Annotated in this window: 19 protein-coding genes; 10 read left to right on the top strand and 9 right to left on the bottom strand. The window is 73.4% G+C overall.

Going from position 1 to position 16836, the window contains the following annotated elements; genetic code table 11:
• Positions 1-46: 46 nt before the first annotated feature.
• Positions 47-736, top strand: coding sequence for a YesL family protein (locus tag ABFX54_RS41675; RefSeq protein WP_346112402.1), 690 nt, complete (start codon positions 47-49; stop codon positions 734-736).
• A gap of 39 nt (positions 737-775) precedes the next feature.
• On the opposite strand, the gene ABFX54_RS41670 is transcribed toward ABFX54_RS41675, so the two are convergent.
• The 5 genes from ABFX54_RS41670 to ABFX54_RS41650 form a co-directional block, all read right to left on the bottom strand.
• Entirely contained in the window at positions 776-2797 is a 2022-nt protein-coding gene (locus ABFX54_RS41670; protein WP_346112401.1) for an alpha-glucuronidase, read from the bottom strand.
• Between the two features lie 67 nt (positions 2798-2864).
• Complete coding sequence (locus ABFX54_RS41665; RefSeq protein WP_346112400.1) at positions 2865-3497, bottom strand: response regulator; 633 nt, start codon at positions 3495-3497, stop codon at positions 2865-2867.
• A complete protein-coding gene (locus ABFX54_RS41660) occupies positions 3494-4675 on the bottom strand; it encodes a sensor histidine kinase (protein WP_346112399.1) in 1182 nt (393 codons plus the stop codon). The genes ABFX54_RS41665 and ABFX54_RS41660 overlap by 4 nt, the downstream gene beginning before the upstream one ends.
• A 3-nt stretch (positions 4676-4678) precedes the next feature.
• Positions 4679-4849, bottom strand: a complete 171-nt coding sequence (locus tag ABFX54_RS41655; protein ID WP_346112398.1) for a hypothetical protein — start codon at positions 4847-4849, stop codon at positions 4679-4681.
• Between the two features lie 93 nt (positions 4850-4942).
• A complete protein-coding gene (locus tag ABFX54_RS41650; protein WP_346112397.1) occupies positions 4943-5560 on the bottom strand; it encodes a hypothetical protein in 618 nt (205 codons plus the stop codon).
• Positions 5561-5790: 230 nt separating this feature from the next.
• Between ABFX54_RS41650 and ABFX54_RS41645 the strand changes: the two genes are divergently transcribed.
• Positions 5791-6810, top strand: coding sequence for a LacI family DNA-binding transcriptional regulator (locus ABFX54_RS41645; RefSeq protein ID WP_346112396.1), 1020 nt, complete (start codon positions 5791-5793; stop codon positions 6808-6810).
• A gap of 79 nt (positions 6811-6889) precedes the next feature.
• Here ABFX54_RS41645 and ABFX54_RS41640 read toward each other — a convergent pair whose 3' ends face one another.
• Both ABFX54_RS41640 and ABFX54_RS41635 read right to left on the bottom strand, forming a co-directional pair.
• Positions 6890-7087: a ferredoxin gene (locus tag ABFX54_RS41640; RefSeq protein ID WP_346112395.1), complete on the bottom strand. Its 198-nt coding sequence runs from the start codon at positions 7085-7087 to the stop codon at positions 6890-6892.
• The gene (locus tag ABFX54_RS41635) at positions 7084-7773 is read right to left on the bottom strand and encodes a TetR family transcriptional regulator (RefSeq protein ID WP_346112394.1); all 690 of its coding nucleotides are present in this window, start codon (positions 7771-7773) and stop codon (positions 7084-7086) included. Before ABFX54_RS41635 ends, ABFX54_RS41640 begins: the two co-directional genes overlap by 4 nt.
• 300 nt (positions 7774-8073) lie before the next feature.
• Between ABFX54_RS41635 and ABFX54_RS41630 the strand changes: the two genes are divergently transcribed.
• Complete coding sequence (locus ABFX54_RS41630; RefSeq protein ID WP_346112392.1) at positions 8074-9126, top strand: TerC/Alx family metal homeostasis membrane protein; 1053 nt, start codon at positions 8074-8076, stop codon at positions 9124-9126.
• A 38-nt stretch (positions 9127-9164) separates the two neighbouring features.
• Here ABFX54_RS41630 and ABFX54_RS41625 read toward each other — a convergent pair whose 3' ends face one another.
• Complete coding sequence (locus tag ABFX54_RS41625) at positions 9165-9734, bottom strand: NUDIX domain-containing protein (protein WP_346112391.1); 570 nt, start codon at positions 9732-9734, stop codon at positions 9165-9167.
• Positions 9735-9954: 220 nt separating this feature from the next.
• Here ABFX54_RS41625 and ABFX54_RS41620 point away from each other — a divergent pair, with 220 nt between their 5' ends.
• Together ABFX54_RS41620 and ABFX54_RS41615 are read left to right on the top strand one after the other, a co-directional pair.
• Positions 9955-10593 (top strand): RNA polymerase sigma factor, encoded by a 639-nt coding sequence (locus ABFX54_RS41620; protein ID WP_346112390.1) that lies wholly within the window; start codon positions 9955-9957, stop codon positions 10591-10593.
• An 87-nt stretch (positions 10594-10680) separates the two neighbouring features.
• A complete protein-coding gene (locus ABFX54_RS41615) occupies positions 10681-10920 on the top strand; it encodes an anti-sigma factor family protein (RefSeq protein ID WP_346112389.1) in 240 nt (79 codons plus the stop codon).
• A gap of 70 nt (positions 10921-10990) precedes the next feature.
• On the opposite strand, the gene ABFX54_RS41610 is transcribed toward ABFX54_RS41615, so the two are convergent.
• Positions 10991-11224: an anti-sigma factor family protein gene (locus ABFX54_RS41610; protein ID WP_346112388.1), complete on the bottom strand. Its 234-nt coding sequence runs from the start codon at positions 11222-11224 to the stop codon at positions 10991-10993.
• A 109-nt stretch (positions 11225-11333) separates the two neighbouring features.
• Here ABFX54_RS41610 and egtA point away from each other — a divergent pair, with 109 nt between their 5' ends.
• From egtA to ABFX54_RS41585, 5 genes are all read left to right on the top strand, one after another.
• Complete coding sequence (egtA, locus tag ABFX54_RS41605; protein WP_346112387.1) at positions 11334-12623, top strand: ergothioneine biosynthesis glutamate--cysteine ligase EgtA; 1290 nt, start codon at positions 11334-11336, stop codon at positions 12621-12623.
• Positions 12620-13912: an ergothioneine biosynthesis protein EgtB gene (gene egtB / locus ABFX54_RS41600; RefSeq protein ID WP_346112386.1), complete on the top strand. Its 1293-nt coding sequence runs from the start codon at positions 12620-12622 to the stop codon at positions 13910-13912. Before egtA ends, egtB begins: the two co-directional genes overlap by 4 nt.
• Position 13913: 1 nt before the next feature.
• The gene (egtC, locus tag ABFX54_RS41595; RefSeq protein WP_346112385.1) at positions 13914-14621 is read left to right on the top strand and encodes an ergothioneine biosynthesis protein EgtC; all 708 of its coding nucleotides are present in this window, start codon (positions 13914-13916) and stop codon (positions 14619-14621) included.
• A gap of 19 nt (positions 14622-14640) precedes the next feature.
• On the top strand, positions 14641-15621 hold the full coding sequence (gene egtD / locus ABFX54_RS41590; RefSeq protein ID WP_346112384.1) for an L-histidine N(alpha)-methyltransferase: 981 nt from the start codon (positions 14641-14643) through the stop codon (positions 15619-15621).
• The coding region (locus tag ABFX54_RS41585; RefSeq protein WP_346112383.1) for an aminotransferase class V-fold PLP-dependent enzyme at positions 15618-16836 on the top strand (1219 nt) is incomplete at its 3' end. The genes egtD and ABFX54_RS41585, both read left to right, overlap by 4 nt.

Genomic DNA, 16836 nt, shown 5'->3' with positions numbered 1-16836 from the left:
TCCGCGAAAGGGCTGAATCGCATGCCCGGCCCTGAAGGAGACGACGATGAGTGACGTGGGAGCGGCACGGCGGTTCGGCACCGGGCCGCTCTCACGGGTCGCCGCGCTCGTCTACACCCTGCTCGTGGTCGAGCTGCTGATCCTGCTCACCGCCGTACCGGGGCTGGGGGCGCTCGTGCTGCTCGACCGGTCCGCCGGCAACGTGCCGCTGGCCGCCGCCTGCCTGCTCCCCGCCGGCCCGGCGTTGTCGGCCGCCCTGTACGCGCTGCGTCACCGCAGCCGTGAGCTGGCGGACCTGCGCCCGGCCGGCGCGTTCTGGCGCGGCTACCGGCTCAACTTCGCCGGCGTGCTGAAGATCTGGGCGCCGTGGCTGGCCTGGATGGCCGTCGTGGGCACGAGCCTGGCCAACTTCTCCGCCGCCGGGGTGCCCGGCTGGTGGGCGGTGCTGCTGGTCGCGGTCGCGGCGGGGTCCACGCTCTGGGTGGCCAACGCGCTGGTCATCACGTCGTTGTTCGCGTTCAGGGCGGTGGACGTGGCCCGGCTGGCGGCGTACGCGCTGGGCCGCTTCCCCCGGGCCACCCTGGCCGACGCCTGCCTGCTCGTCGTGGCGGCCGGGGTCACGCTGTTCGCCTCCGAGGTGGCGCTGGTCCTGCTGGCCTCGGTGCTCACGGCGACGCTCCTGTGGAACGCCGGCCCGATGATCACCGAGGTCCAGCAGCGGTTCACCCGTCGGTAGCGGCGGTTCACGCGGTCACTGGATGCGGCGGCCGTACGGTCAGTAGATGCGGCGGCCGTGTACGTCGGGCACGCCCGACTTCCGCAGGAAATAGGTGTTGACCTGGTCGCGCCACTCCTCCGCCGAGCGGACCTGCTCGTCGAGCAGCTCGCTCACCCGCGCGTGCAGGGCCGCGCCGACCGTCTTGCTCCCGTCCAGCTCCGCCCAGCGCGCCCGCATCGCCGCCGCCTGCCCGGCGCCGGCGAAGTGGGTGTCGTAGATGTGCTGGACGACCGTGGTGCCGCTGTGCAGCACGTGTCCGTACGGCACGTGGTGGAAGAAGAGCAGCAGCTCGTCGGGGCACTCGGCCAGTGACTCGTACACCTCCGACCACGGCGCCGGGTACTGGCCGGTGTAGCCGGTACCGGTGGCCCGGGTGCGGTCCACACCGATGCCGTCGCGGTCGGCGAAGTGGTACGTGCCCCACTGCGTGTACTCGTAGCCGTCCACGTCGGGGCCGTAGTGGTGGCCGGGGCGGACCATGAAGCAGACGCCGAGCGGGGCGGTGTAGCGCTCGTACGTGCGCCAGGAGTCGTCCATCAGCTCGTGCAGCGTGTCACGCAGCGCTTCACCGTCTCCCGGGAACGTCAGGCCGATCCACTCGTCCAGGATGGCGGCCGGGCCGAGACTCGGCTGCCAGGCCAGGCGGCCGAAGGCGTACAGGTTGGCCTGGGCCAGGGGGTGGCCGGTCCAGTAGGGGTCGTCGCCGACGTTGGAGACCGCGACCAGGCCGCCGCTCGTGGTCACGTCCGCCACCGCGCGCCCGTCTGGACCCCAGAAGCGGAACCCGAGCACCTCGCTCCACATCGGGGCCAGGTAGCAGACGTGCCGCTGCTGGCCGGTGTACTCCTGCGTCACCTGCAGCTCCACCGCCAGCCGCGTGCCCGGCATGGCGCCGATCACCGGCGAGACCGGCTCGCGCGTCTGGAAGTCCAGCGGGCCGTGCTTGACCTGGAGGATCGCGTTGTCCCGAAACTCCCCGTCGAGCGGCGCGAAGTGGTCATGGGCCGCGCGGGCGCGGTCGGTCGAGCGGTCGCGCCAGTCCTGGCGGTGGTTGTAGACGAAGGCGCGCCAGTGCACGACGCCGCCGTGCGGGGCCAGGGCGTCGGCGAGCACGTTGGCGCCGTCGGCGTGGCTGCGTCCGTACGCGAACGGCCCCGGCTGCCCTTCGGAGTCGGCCTTGACCACGAAACCGCCGAAGTCGGGGATGGCCGCGTAGACGCGGTCGGTCGTGCGCGCCCACCACTCCCGTACCCGCTCGTCCAGCGGGTCGGCGGTGTCCAGCCCGCCGAGCGCGACGGGCGAGGCGAAGTTGACCGACAGGTGCACGCGGATGCCGTACGGACGGAACTCCGCCGCGATCTCGGCCACCTCGGCGAGCCGGTCGGTGAGCAGGCGGGCCTCGCTGGCGTGCACGTTGACGTTGTTGATCCCGACCGCGTTGATCCCGGTCGCCGCCAGGAGCCGGGCGTAGACCCGCACCCGGGACAGGTCCTCGCGCAGGACGCCGTCCCGCCAGAAGATCGAGCCGCCCGAGTAGCCGCGCTCGACCTGGCCCATCACCGGATGCACGTCGATGTTGTCCCAATGGTCCAGCATGCGGCGGCGCAGCGCGGGCCGGTACGGCTCGGCCGGCCGTGGCGCACCGAACGCGGCCTCACCCTGCCTGACCACCTCGAAGAACCCGTACAGCAGGCCCGCCGGGTCGTCGGCCAGCACCACCGTGACGCCGTCCCGCCGGGCCAGCAGGAAACCCTCGGCGCCGAGCTCCGGCCCGGCGACCGCCCGCGCGGCGGGCGGCAACGGTTCGGCCGAGGTGAGGGCGAGCACCAGGTCGGCCGCCTCTCCCGGGGCCACGAGGGCGCCGCCGTGGCGGGCGCAGGCGTCGGCCACCTCGGCCCGGACGGTCCCGGCCGGTACCGACTCGTCGGCCACGATGAGCGTGCGACGCGAGCCGATCGCCACGAACGCCTCGGGCGGCAGCCAGGCCGGATGGACGCCGGTCAGATGGGGGATGGTCACGGTGGCTCCTCAGATCGGGCATGTCCTGACAAAGGAATCTACCGGTGCCCATTCCACCGCCCCGGCGTCAGGTGAGCCGGTCGCGGGCGTAGTTCGCGGCCTCGGTGCGGTTGCGCACGCCGATCTTGGCGAAGGCGTTGTTGATGTGCGTCTTGACGGTCGTCCCGGCGATGAACAGGCGGGCGCCGATCTCGGCGTTGCTCAGCCCGCGCGCGATCAGCCGCAGCACCTCCACCTCCCGCGCCGTCAGCCCGTCCGGGCACTCCGTCACCGGCTCCGGCGCACCCCTTGACAGTGCCTCCACCAGCCTCCTCGCCGCGGCGGCGGAGAAGGTGGACTGCCCGGCGACGGCGGAACGCAGCGCGGCCGCGATCTCCGCCCGCCCGGCGTCCTTGGTGAGGTAGCCGCGCGCCCCCGCCAGCAGGGCCGAGTCCACGGACCGGTCGTCGTCGTACGTGGTCAGCACCACCACGGCCACCCCCGGATGGTCGCGTACGATCCGCCTGGTCGCCTCCACGCCGTCCATGACGGGCATGCGCAGGTCCATCAGCACCACGTCAGGAGCCAGCTCCGCCACCAGCGCCAGCGCATGTTCGCCCTGCGCCGCGTCGCCGACCACCTCCACGCCGTCGACCAGCCCGAGCAGGGCCACCAGACCCTCGCGCATCGCCTGCTGGTCGTCCACGACCAGGACCCTCATTCCGGCACCTCCGCCCGTACCTCCCAGAACCCGCCGACCGGCCCGGCGTGCAGTGTCCCGCCCGCCAGCGCGACCCGTTCCCGCATGCCGGACAGCCCGTACCCGGACGCCGCGGGCAGCTCCGTGGGACCATCCCCGGTCGGTGGTGAGGCCGGCGGTGAGGCCGGTGGTGAGGCCGGCGGTGAGGTGCGCGGAGGCTCCGGCGGGAGGGGGTTGCGGACCGTCAGGCGGACGGCCTGGTCGCCGTACGCCAGGTCGAGCGTGACCGGGCGGCCCGGCGCGTGCTTGGCGGTGTTGGTGAGCGCCTCGCGCGCCGTGCGCAGCAGGCAGACCTCCGCCGCCGGCGTGATCGTGCGGCGCGTGCCCGTCGCCCGCAGCTCGGCCCGTACGTCGTGATCACGGCGATGCTCGGTCACCAGCAGCCTGAGCGCGTCCGGCAGCGGCGGCACGTCCTCGCGCAGCGCCGCCACCGCCGCCCGCGCCTCGACCAGCCCGTCACGGGCGAGCCCGCGCGATCGCCTGATCCTGGCCACCGCCCCCGCCACGTCACCCCGCTCGGTCAGCAGTGCCTCGGCCACGTCGAGCTGTACCCCCAGCGCGCCGAGTGAGTGGGCGAGCACGTCGTGCAGCTCCCTGGCGATGCGGGCGCGCTCGTCCAGCGCCAGCGCCCTGGCCCGGTCCTGCAGCGCGCGCCGGTACTGGCGCCGCTGCGCCGCGAACAGCACCGTGGCGACCACCACCGCCGCCTGCACCGCGATCGAGCGTGACGACTGGCCGAACCAGATCATGTTCCCCGTCATCAGCAGGAGATCGACGGCGGCGACGGCGGCGACGGCCTTGACGCTCGGCGTCAGGTGCGCCACGAACAGCAGCAGCATGGCGAACATGAACACCGTGGGCGCCGCCGACTCCGACCCGGTCACCGCCGAGGCCACCGCGGACCCGGCCCCGAGCAGCCCCACGGCCACCCGGGGCCGGCGCCCGTCGAGCAGTACGAACGCCAGCCAGCAGGCCATCGCCACGCCCAGCGCCGGCCACACCAGCGCCGGAGCGCGGAGCGGCGCGGCGACCACCAGCGACCAGGCCAGCGCGAAGCTGATCAGGACCCTGGCCAGCCGCCCCGTCTCGGGGTCGTCGGCGGCCAGGAGCCGCGCGACCCGCGCCCACACCTCGCGCATGACCTAGCGGGAGTCCCTCAGGCTGAGAATCATCTCCACCAAGATAAGGCGGAACGCGATGAACCCCGCCACCACCACCAGGCCCACGACGACGAGCGTGATCAGGAATTTTCCGTTCACTTTTCCCCCCGTGGCGTCCAGCAGCCACTTCACCAGTTCGAACCGTTTGTCCATGACTCGAACGGTAGGAACGGCGGTGGGTGGAGCGGCACCTCCGAAGGGTGGAGCCAGGGGTGGAGCCGCGCGACCCCTCGCTCATACTCGGTGCTAGTACCCGGTCTGGCCGGACGCGCTCCCGGGGACGGCGTCGGGGAGCGTCGTCCGGGTGGCGCGCGGCCCCGGCTGCCTGACCAGGGGTGCCAAGGTGGAGACGATCCGCGGCGCCGGGCTGAGGGCCGGTTCCGGCGGCACGTAGCCGCGCTTGCGGGCGGGCCCGTGGCGGCGCGTGGCGGGCGGTGCGGAGGCGCCGGGAGCGTTGGTGGAGGCCGGGCCTTCCGGGCTCACGGTCTTCGAGCCGGAATCGGCCGTCGTGGTGGGGCCGGTTCCCGTGGGGATGGTCGTCGGCGAGTCGGCCGGGCTCGGACGGGACGTCCATCCGTACGGCGGCGACGTCGGACGCGCGGTCGGCGCGGACGGCGCGGACGGGCGTGCACCGGAGGGGGTGGGGCGCGGGGTGGCGGCGGCCATCGGCACGCGGACGGCCTCGGGCCGGCGGTCGCGTTCGGAGCCGGGCAAGGGGTCGAGCGTGGTGGAGCCGCCCGGCAACGTGATCAGGAAACCGGCCAGAGCCAGCTGCAGGACACCTGCCAGCACAGTGGAGATCCGCACCACCAGCCCACGGCGCCGCCTGCGCTCCACGGCCGGGTCGGGGGGCGGGGTCAGCACGGCGTACGCGTTCCGGCCGAGGCCATGCGGCGGGTCCTCCGGGGGGTGGGGCGGGACGGATGCACTTGATCTAGGCATGGATGTCCACGGCGGTCAAGCGGAACCGGAGAAGATCACTGTAGGTGCGTCAGCGGGCACGGGCGGCGGCCGTCCGGTCGTGTAGCGTTCCATGACGGTCAGGAACTGCTGCGCTATGATCGCAGCGACGACAAGGCTCGCGGCGAGGGACGATGTCGAGCATCAAAGAGGTCGCCCGGCTCGCCGGGGTCTCCGTCGGCACCGTGAGCAACGTGCTCAACCGCCCGGAGCTGGTGGCGCCCGACACCCTGCGCAGGGTGCGCGAGGCGATCGAGCGGCTCGGCTACGTCCGCAACGGCTCCGCCAGGCAGCTGCGCGCGGGCCGCAGCCGCACCATCGGGCTGGTGGCGCTCGACCTGGCCAACCCGTTCGTGATCGACGTGCTGCGCGGCGTCGAGGGCGTGGCCCAGGGCGCCGACCTCACCGTGATGGTCTTCACCAGCAGCAAGGACGCCGGGCGCGAGGCGGGGCTGCTGGAGACGTTCGAGGAGCAGCGGCCGCTCGGCGTGCTGATCACCCCGGTCAACGACCGCGGCGAGGAGGAACGGCTGCGCCGGCTCGTCGCCCGCGGCATCCCGGTGGTGCGCTTCGACAGCTCGGCCGGCTACAGCCAGGGCTGCGCCGTCGCGGTGGACGACGTGCTCGGCGGGCGGCTGGCCGGCCGGCACTTACGCGAGCGGGGGCACCACCGCATCGCCTACGCCGGCGGCCCGTTCACCGTCCGCCAGGTGCGCGAGCGCCACGACGGCCTGGCGAGCGTGCTCGGCCCCGGCGACGCGCTCACCGTGATCCCCCTGCCCGACCTCACCGTCGCCACCGGCAGGCTGGCCGGCCAGGAGATCGCCGGCCTGCCCGCCGCCGAGCGGCCCACGGCGGTCTTCTGCGCCAACGACCTGGTCGCGATCGGGGTGCTGCAGGAGATGACGCAGCGCGGCCTGCGGGTGCCCGAGGATCTGGCCATCATCGGCTACGACGACATCGACTTCGCCGCCGCGGCGGCCGTGCCGCTGTCGTCGATCCGCCAGCCGCGCGAGCAGCTCGGCCACACCGCGGCGCAGCTCCTGCTCGAAGAGGCCAACGAGCCGGCCGGTCACGAGCACCGGCTGGTCGTCTTCCAGCCCGACCTCATCGTCCGCACCTCGACGGCCTCGCCATCGCGCGTAGAACGCTGAGTCCGGCACCGAGTCCGGCACCGAGTCCGGCACCGAGCCCGCGCCGGGCTCTGAGCCGAGCTTCGGGTTTGGCGGCGAGTCAGGCTCGGCCGGCGTCGATCGCGTGCTCGGGGCAGTTGGCCACCGCCAGGCGCGCGTCCCGCTCCTGGCCGGGGGCCACGAGGCCGTCGCCGAGCACCCGCCCGTAGCCCTCGTCGTCCTCGCCGAACAGCTCGGGGGCGAGGTCGTAGCAGCGGCCGTGGCCCTGGCAGCGCTCGGGGTCGATGTTCAGTTTCACGCGATCTCCGTCGGGTCGGCGAGCCGCTCCGGGGGCTCGTCCAGATACGTGTTCACGGGCCTTTCCACGTTCTCATCCGAGAGCTCCCACGCGGGCCCGTGCCTGGGAGCCAGCCCGGCGATGATCCGGGACAGCAGCGCGGTCCACTCGGCGTCGTCCACGTGATGCAGCGTCGGCGTGACGACCGCGCTGCCCATCGCGAGCAGCAGGCAGAAGTGGGCCAGCGCGGCGGGCGACAGCCCCGGGTCGATCTCAAGGTCGTCCTGCCCGGCACGCAGCAGGTCGGAGATCCACTCCGCCCGCTCGCTCATGTAGTCGCGCATGGGACCGGCCACGCTCTCGTCCCTGCGCGCCGCGACCAGCGCCTCCACGATGAGGTAACCGTCGGGGTCGCGGTCGCGGGGCAGGGCGCGGCCGAGCACCAGGAGCAGGTCCGTGGCCGACCGGTCGGGATCGCCGGCGAACAGGCTCTCCAGCCGCCGCCGCGCGTGCGCCCGCAGCGCGGCCACCAGCAGCTCGGCCTTCGACCCGAAGTGCGCGTAGAGGGCGCCGTTGCTCACGCCGGCCGCCGCCGCGATGTCCGCCACGCGCGTGCCGTCGTAGCCGTGCTCGGCGAAGGCGTCGGCGGCGGCGCGCAGCAGCCGCTCGCGCGTCTCGGCGGCGGTGACCCCAGCGATGCGTCCCATGAAGGAATTTAAAAAGTCGTTCAATTGGCCCGTCAAGCCGCCCGGCCGCCGGCGCGGGCGAAAGCGACGCGACGCCCGGCCCACGCGGGCCTGACGGCAGCACCAGAGTACGCGTGATCGCCGCCGCCCGGGACGGCCGGGGTGTCGCCATGTCCGGATCTCATCTACTCTGAAGCGGCGAGGGGAGTACTTCCCAAGTGTCGACCCGGTCAATACGGACGTACCGCGCGTCCCCGGGCGGCCGCCCGATCATGGGTGAAGGAGACCTCGAACGAGAAGTGCGTTCGAGGGAGGCCACTCATGTCCGCGGGGACGATTCCGCATGCCATCGCGCTGCCCACCATCGCCTCACCGGCTCTCTGGACCATCACGGTCGCGGCCCTGGTGCTGCTGCTGTCGCTGGACCTGATCCTCACCCGCCGCCCGCGCGAGGAACGGATGCGCGAGGCGGTCGGCTGGTCGATCTTCTACCTGCTGCTGCCCCTGCTCTTCGGCGTCTACCTGTGGGCCGATCACGGGGGTGTCGTGGCGGCCGAGTTCTTCACCGGGTTCGTGGTGGAGAAGTCGCTGTCGGTGGACAACCTGTTCGTGTTCATGCTGCTGCTCGCGGCCTTCGCGGTGCCGCAGGCGCTGGCCAGGCGGGTGCTGCTGTACGGCATCGTCGGGGCGCTGGTCCTGCGCGCCGTCTTCATCGGGCTGGGCGCCGCCGCGCTGCAGAGCGGCACGTGGGCGTTCCTGCTGTTCGGCGCGATCCTCATCCTGACCGCAGGCAAGATCCTCAGGGACGTCATGACCGGGCGCGAGCAGGAGGTGGACATCTCCTCCATGCGCACGGTCCGGCTGGTACGGCGCTTCGTCGCGGTCACCGAGGACTACCGCGGCTCCCGGCTGGCCGTACGCGAGAAGGGGCGGCTGGCGCTGACCCCGCTGGCGCTGGCGGCGGTGGCGATCCTGGCCACGGACATCGTCTTCGCGGTGGACTCCGTACCGGCCGTGTACGGCGTCACCGAGGACCCGTTCCTGGTGTTCGCCACGAACGCGTTCGCGCTGCTGGGGCTGCGGGCGCTGTACTTCGTGCTCAAGGGCGTGCTGACCAAGCTGCGCCACCTGAACCACGGGCTCAGCGTCATCCTCGCCTTCATCGGGGTCAAGCTGCTGCTGCACTGGGCGCACGGCGTGTGGGCCCAGGTGCCGGAGATCCCGACGCTGGCCTCGCTCGGGGTGATCGTCTCCGTCCTGACCGTCGTGACGATCACGAGCCTGCTCGCCAACCGCCGCGACCGCCTGCGGGCCGCTCCCGAGCGGGCGGAGAGCGCGGAGCCGGTACAGGAACCGGCGGGCGACCAAAGGTGACCGTTTGAGCGATCCCCTCGTAGGCCCTCAGTGCGCCCCTAGTGAGCCGCGCGGGCCTGGAGGAGGTCGGCCAGGAAGTGCAGGAGGGCGGCCGACGTGGTCGCCGAGGTGATCGCCTGCTCTTCGATCAGCCCCTGGACCCGTAGCATCGGCACCCACTCGGCCCGCTCCCGCCCCTCACCGCCGCCGTCCTGGCTCGCGTCGTCGCGGGCCTCAGGGGCGGTCACCGGGGCCGGGGCGGGCTCGGGCTGGTGGGCGGCGAAGACGATGTGCTCGCAGTCGGCGACGTCTCCGGCCGGGCGGATCCGCATCAGCGGCAGCAGCGGCCCCGGCCGCAGGCCCGTCTGCTCCTCGACGTGCCGCGCCGCCGCCTGCTCAGGCTCCTCCTCCGGCCCGATCTCGCCGAGCGGGATCTCCCAGCCCCACGTGCCGGTGATGGGCCGGTGCCGCCACAGCAGCAGCACCCGGCCGCCGTGGAAGACGACCGCCCCGGCGGCCCGTGGTGTGCGGATGAAGGGCCGCTCGACGTGCTCACCGCCGGTCAGCTCGACGTCGGCGACCCGGAGATCGACCCCGTTCGCCGCGTAGAGCAGTCTCTCGGACCGCATGCGATGCTCCTCACCCGTTCGCCGGGGCTTATTCCTCCGTCTACCGGTTTGCCCGTTTTTGCGGCAATACGCACCGGGGATGGCTATGCCCCGTCCATCGGGGAAACGTCAGTGGTGGAGTCTAGCCTGAGCGAGTTCTTCCACCGTGGAAGACACCGGGCTCCCGGTTTGGTTCTGAGGTGAGAAGTTGTCCCAGCGTCCGACCGGAGGGGGAGCGATCGTGGGGGCTTTCGCGGGCGGGAGGCTGCCACCGGACGACGTCGTCGTCACGGCACTGCGCGCGGGCGACGAGACGATGTTCGCGGCGCTGCTCGACGCCTGGTCGAGGGGCATGCTGAGGGTCGCCAGATCCTACGTGTCCACCGACCCGTCCGCCGAGGAGGTCGTCCAGGACACATGGCTGGCGGTGATCGACGGGATCGACCGCTTCGAGGGACGTTCCTCGATCAAGACGTGGGTCTACCGCATCCTGGTCAACACCGCGAAGAAGCGCGGCATGCGCGAGAGCCGCACCCTGCCGTGGAGCGCCTTCGAGGCCGATGGCGCCCCGTTCCCCGACGGAGTGTCGTTCCCCGACGGCGGCGGCTGGGGCGAGCCGGGGGCGGCCTGGCCCTCGCCCGAGGGCGAGGCTCTGGCCGCTGAAGTGCGCGCGCTGACGGCCGAGGCCCTGGGCCGGCTGCCGCCCCGGCAGCGGGTCGTGATCACCCTGCGTGACGTGGAGGGCTACTCCTCCGACGAGGTGTGCGAGATCCTGGAGATCTCCGCGGCCAACCAGCGGGTGCTGCTCCACCGCGCCCGTACGGCGGTGCGCGGCTGGCTGGCCGACTACTACGGCTCGGTCACGCAGGCCGAACAGTAACCGGAACGGCTGACGGCCCCCATCCGGTCCGTTCAGCGGCGACAATAAGTGAAACGGTTCATCCCAGAGACAGAGGCGGTCAACGTCGTGAAGCGGTTCACCTGCGACGAACTGGTGGAACTCCTCACCGCCTACCTTGAAGACGCCCTCGACCGGCCGTCACACGACGGCGTACGGGCACATCTCTCCTGCTGCGAGCACTGCGAGCGCTACTTCGAGCAGTTTCGCGCCACGATCAGGGTCCTGGGCGACCAGCCCCCGGAGAAGCTGCCCACCGGCGTCCGCGACCGGCTGATGTCCGCCTTCCGCGAGCGGCACAGCGGCTGACCGAGGCGGTGGCCAGACCCGCCACGCCTCCCTGCGCTCCTGCCCGGAACATCCCCCGTACGCGGAGCTCCTACCTTCCGAAGCTGTCGCGCAACGCGGCCAGCACCGGCGCCGGCACGACGCCGTCACGCAGGCAGCGCAGCGCCGCGATCGTCGCGCGGAGCTGCGCCAGCCAGGCCGCGCACCCCGGGCACGACCCCAGATGCGCCGCCACGCCCGCGCGCCGGCCGGGCGGGAGCGCGCCGTCGAGGTAGTCGGTGAGCGACGCGAGCACCGCGTCGCACTCCGATGGTCCCTGCTCCATGTGAGCTAGTGCCCGACGGGCCGCATCCGTTACACGGAAATTCGTCTGTAACGATCGCGCGCCTCGCGGATCTGTAGTCGTGACCTGCGTCGCCGGCGAAGGGAAGACGATGATCGGGGTCACGGCCGAGAGCACGCCGCTGCGCGACGCCTCGGAGGTGGCGGACTTCGCGCGCCGCTGCTTCCAGCCCGCCACCTCCGACCGGGTGGGGGTGGAGCTGGAGTTCCTGGTCTTCGACCGTGCCGAGCCCGCCAGGCACGTGGCCCTGGCCGAGGTCGAGGGGTCCCTGCCGGCGCTGCTGCCGGGCGGGAGCCGGGTGACGTTCGAGCCGGGTGGCCAGCTCGAACTGTCAGGCCCCGCGGGCCCGCTGCCCGCCGCGCTCGCCACCCTGGCCGACGACATGGCCGCCGTGCGGGCGGGGCTGCGCGCGTCCGGGCTGGTCCTGGGCGGGGTGGGCCTCGATCCGGTACGCCCCGCGCGCCGCCAGCTCAACCGCCCCCGCTACGACGCGATGGCCGCCTTCCTCGGGCGGCCGTACGGCGCGCTGATGATGTGCTCGACCGCGTCCATCCAGGTCAACCTGGACCTGGGCGCGCGGCCCGCGACCCGGTGGGAGCGCGCGCACGCGCTCGGCCCGGTGCTGCTGGCGGCCTTCGCCAACTCCCCGCTGAGCGGCGGCCGGCCGTGCGGCTGGATGTCGGGCCGCCAGGCCGTGTGGAACAACCTCGACCCCAGCAGGACCGCCCTCGTCCCCGCCAGCGGCGATCCGGCCGCGGACTGGGCCGAATACCTGCTGGACGCCCGGCTCATGCTGGTGCGCGAGGACGAGGAGCGCTACCGCCCCGTCCGCGACGGCTCGACGTTCCGCGACTGGCTGGAGCGCGGCCGGTCGGGGAACGGCCGAGGGGAGGGTGAGCGTCCGCCCACCGCCGAGGACCTCGCCTATCACGCCACCACCCTGTTCCCGCCGGTACGCCCACGGGGCTGGCTGGAGATCCGCTACCTGGACGCGCAGCACCCGGCGGCCTGGCCGGTGTGCGTGGCGGTGACCCACGCGCTCATCTCCGACGACCGGGCCGCCGACGCCGCGATGGCCGCTGTGGGGTCGTACCTGGACCCGCCGGAAGGAGCGGGAGACCAGGAAACCGGCGCGAAGGTGTGGGAGCGGGCGGCGCGGTGCGGGCTGGCCGACCCGGTGCTGCGCCGGGCTGCCGAGACGTGCTTCCGCGCCGCGCTCGAAGCCCTGCCGCGCCTGGGCGCGGAGCCCGGCCTGGTGGCCGAGGTGGCCGCGTTCGCCGACCGGCACGTGACGACGGGCCGCTCTCCGGCCACCGACCTGATGGAGCCGGGGCCCACGGGCACGCCCTGGCTCGAAGGACCGAACGAAGGATGGCTATGAACGACTTCAAGGAACGCATCGCCGCGCAGCTCATCGCGGTGCGCGACCGTTCCCTCGCCTACACGGAGGCGGAGGACGACCTGCTGGTCAAGCAGCACTCCCCGCTCATGTCGCCGCTCGTGTGGGACCTGGCGCACGTCGGCAACTACGAGGAGCTGTGGGTGCTGCGCGAGGCAGGCGGCATCACGCCGCTGCGCCCCGAGATCGACGACATCTACGACGCGTTCAAGACACCGCGCAAAGACCGCCCCAGCCTGCCGTTCCTCGGCCCGGCCGAGGCCCGCCGCTACATCGAGGGCGTCCGCGGCCGGGTGCTCGACGTGCTCGACCGGGTCGACCTGGAGGGCCCGTCACCGCTGCACCGCGACGGCTTCGTGTTCGGCCTGGTGATCCAGCACGAGCACCAGCACGACGAGACCATGCTGGCCACGCTGCAACTGTCGGGGCAGCCCGGCCTCGTCCGCGAGGGCGAACTGCCGCCGGGGCGGCCCGGCGGCCCCGACGAGGTCCACGTGCCCGCGGGCCGCTTCCTCATGGGCACCGACACGCTCCCGTGGGCCTACGACAACGAGCGGCCCGCCACCTGGGTCGACCTGCCCGGCTACTGGATCGACCGGCTCCCCGTCGGCAACGCCGCCTACGCGGCCTTCATCGAGGACGGCGGCTACGACGACCAGCGCTTCTGGACCCCTGAGGGCTGGCAGTGGCGGCAGCGCAAGGGCATCACCGCGCCGCTGTTCTGGACCAAGGACGGCGGCACCTGGCACCGCAGCCGCTTCGGCCGCACTGAGCCGGTCCCGATGGACGAGCCGGTCCAGCACGTCTCCTGGTACGAGGCCGACGCCTACGCCCGCTGGGCCGGCAAGCGGCTGCCCACCGAGGCCGAGTGGGAGAAGGCGTGCGGCTGGGACCAGGTGGCGGGCCGGGCCAGGCGTTACCCGTGGGGCGAGAGCGATCCTGGGCCTTCGCTGGCCAACCTGGGCCACCGCGCGGCCCGGCCCGCGCCGCTGGGCGCCTATCCGGGCGGAGCCTCGCCGTACGGAGCCGAGCAGATGGTGGGGGACGTGTGGGAGTGGACCTCCTCCTGGTTCCAGGCGTATCCGGGCTTCCGCAGCTTCCCGTACAAGGAGTACAGCGAGGTGTTCTTCGGCGAGGAATACCGGGTGCTGCGCGGCGGATCGTGGGCGGCCGACCCGGCGGCGGTGCGGACCACGTTCAGGAACTGGGACTATCCGATCCGCAGGCAGATCTTCACCGGCTTCCGGTGCGCCCGCTCGGAGCTGGTCTGACATGTGCCGGCACGCCGCCTGGCTGGGCGCCGCCCGCCCGCTCTCCTCGCTCATCGACGAGCCCGGGTACGGGCTGCTCAGGCAGTCGTATCAGCCCCGCCGTCAGCGCGCGGGCCTGGTGAACGCCGACGGGTTCGGCATGGGCTGGTACGACCCCGCCCGCCCCGAGCCCGTGCGTTACCGGCGCGCCGTGCCCATCTGGACCGACGCCAACCTGCCCGGCCTGGCCTCGGTGGCCCGCTCGACCTGCCTGCTGGCGGCGGTGCGCTCGGCCACCGTGGGCATGCCGGTCGAGGAGACCGCGACCGCGCCGTTCGCCGACGGCACGTGGCTGCTCAGCCACAACGGCCGGGTTGCCCGCGACGCGGTCAAGGACCTCGCCGACGGCGCCGAGAGCACCTGCGACGCCGCCTGGGTCGCCGCCGCCGTGTTCCAGCGCGGGCGAGCCGGCGCCGGCCTGGGTGAAGCGCTGGTCGACGTCGTCGTCCGGGCCGGGGAGAAGGACCCCGCCGCCCGGCTCAACCTGCTCGCCTGCGACGGCGCGTCCGTGGTCGCGACCGTCTGGGGCGACACCCTGTTCCTTCGCCGACTCGACGACGGCGTGCTGGTGGCCAGCGAGCCGCTCGACGACCTGCCGGACTGGCGGGTCGTGCCCGAGCGGAGCCTGCTGACCGTCACCGGCGGTGACGTGAACGTCCAGCCATTGTGATCTCTCTATAGGAGGCCTCGTGCCCGTCAGCCACTCCACCGTGCGTGTGATCAACCATCTCGACCGCGACTACCTGCGTCAGGCGCTCGAACACGACGTCACCAGCGGCCTGACGTCCTCGCCCAAGTGGCTGCCGCCCAAGTGGTTCTACGACGCCGCAGGCAGCGAGCTGTTCTCGAAGATCACCCGGGTGCCCGAGTACTACCCGACCCGGCGCGAGCTGGCCATCCTGCGGGCGCGCTCGGCCGAGATCGTCGCCGCCTGCGGCGCCGACACGCTGGTCGAGCTGGGGTCGGGGACCAGCGAGAAGACCGTGCTGCTGCTCGACGCGCTCGCCGCGGCGGGCCGGCTGCGCGGCTACACGCCGGTGGACGTGGACGCGGTCACCCTGGAGGCCGCGGCGCGGCGGGTGGCCGAACGCTACCCCGGCGTGGAGGTGCGCGCGGTGTGCGCCGACTTCGAACGCCACCTGGCGCTGCTGCCGCGCGAGGGGCGGCGCATGGTCGCCTTCCTCGGCGGCACGATCGGCAACCTCGAACCTGCCGCCCGCGCGGTGTTCCTCAAGGAGCTGCGGGCCACGATGCGGCCGGGGGACACGTTCCTGCTGGGGGCTGACCTGGTCAAGGACACCGGGCGGCTCGTGGCGGCCTACGACGACGCGGCGGGGGTGACGGCCGAGTTCAACCGGAACGTGCTCCGGGTGATCAACCGCGAGCTGGACGCGGACTTCGAGCCCGAGGCGTTCGAGCACGTCGCGGTCTTCGACGAGCGGCACGAGTGGATCGAGATGCGGCTGCGGGCGACCCGGGCCATGCGGGTGTGGGTCGGCGCGCTCGGGCTGGCGGTGTCGTTCGAGGCCGGGGAGGAGATGCGGACCGAGATCAGCGCCAAGTTCCGGCCCGAAGGGCTGCGCGCGGAGCTGACCGAGGCCGGCTGCCGCGTCGGCCGCCGCTACACCGACCCGGCGGGGGACTTCACGCTGGTCCTGGCCGAGGCGTGACGACCTCGCCGGCGATCGGGCACGTCGGCGCGGCATGGCGGGCGGCACGCAGCGTGACGGCCGCCGGCCTGCTCGACGCGGCCGGCTGCAACGTGCCCAGCGACCGCGTGCTCGACGCCGTCACCGCTCACTTGCGGCGCGAACGCGAGCTCGGCGGCTACCGGGCGGCGCCCGACCTGACCGCGGCCAGGACGGCCCTGGCCGCGCTGGCCGGCGCGGAGCCCGGTGACGTGGCCTTCCTGGAGAGCGGGACCGAGGCGATGGCGGCGCTCCTGGGCGGCTGGCGGCTCGGGCCCGGCAGCCGGGTCGGGTGCACCCGCGCCGAGTACGGCAGCACGTTCATGCTGCTGCGCCGGCTGGCCGTGCGGCGCGGGTGGCGGCTGATCGAGCTGCCGGTGGACGGCGACGGCCGGCTCGACCCGGACGGGCTGCGCGCGCGCCTGCGGTCCGGGCTGGACCTGGTGGTGCTCTCCCACGTCGGCTCCCACCACGGCGTCGTGCAGCCCGCCGAGGCGGCCGGGTCGCTGTGCCGGGCCGCCGGGGTGCCGTTCGTGCTGGACGTCTGCCAGTCGCTGGGGCACGTGGAGGTGCGGGGGGCCGGGGCGAGCGCGTACGTGGGGACGTCGCGCAAGTGGCTGGCCGGGCCGCGCGGGGTCGGCTTCCTCATCGTCCCCGGCCTCACCGACACCATGGACACCCCGGCCCCGACCCTCGCCGGCCACCTCTGGAACGACCCCGGCTCGCCATGGGGCGAGCCGTGGGCTGGCTCGCCTGCGGCGTGGAGCGGGCCTGGGGAGCTGGGGGACGGTCGCCTGGAGCAGCGGGGTGCGCCGGGGGTGCTGGGGGACGGCCGGGTGGAGCCGCAGGGCGAGCCGGGGGACGGCCCGGGGGAGCCGTGGGACGATGCGCCGGAATCGTGGGGCGGGCCGGCCATGGGGGACGTGCCCCGGCCTGTGCCGGGTGCGGCTCGGTATGAGACCTCCGAGGCGGCCGTCTCGGCGAGGGCCGGGCTGGGGGTGGCCGTGCGGGAACACCACGAGCTCGGCCCGCCCGCCGTCCACTCCCACCTGGCCGAACTCGGCCGCACGGCGCGTGTGTTGCTCGACGGGGCGGGCGGCTGGCGGGTCGCGGAGCCGCTGGACGAGCCCTCCGCCCTCGTCACCCTCAGTCCGCCGCCCGGCGACACCGCCGCCCACGCCGGCCGCCGGGCGGGGG

Source organism: Nonomuraea maheshkhaliensis, assembly GCF_039529435.1.
Classification (GTDB): domain Bacteria; phylum Actinomycetota; class Actinomycetes; order Streptosporangiales; family Streptosporangiaceae; genus Nonomuraea; species Nonomuraea maheshkhaliensis.
Note: the sequence above shows the minus strand (reverse complement) of the source record. Positions and strands in the feature narration are given on the sequence as shown.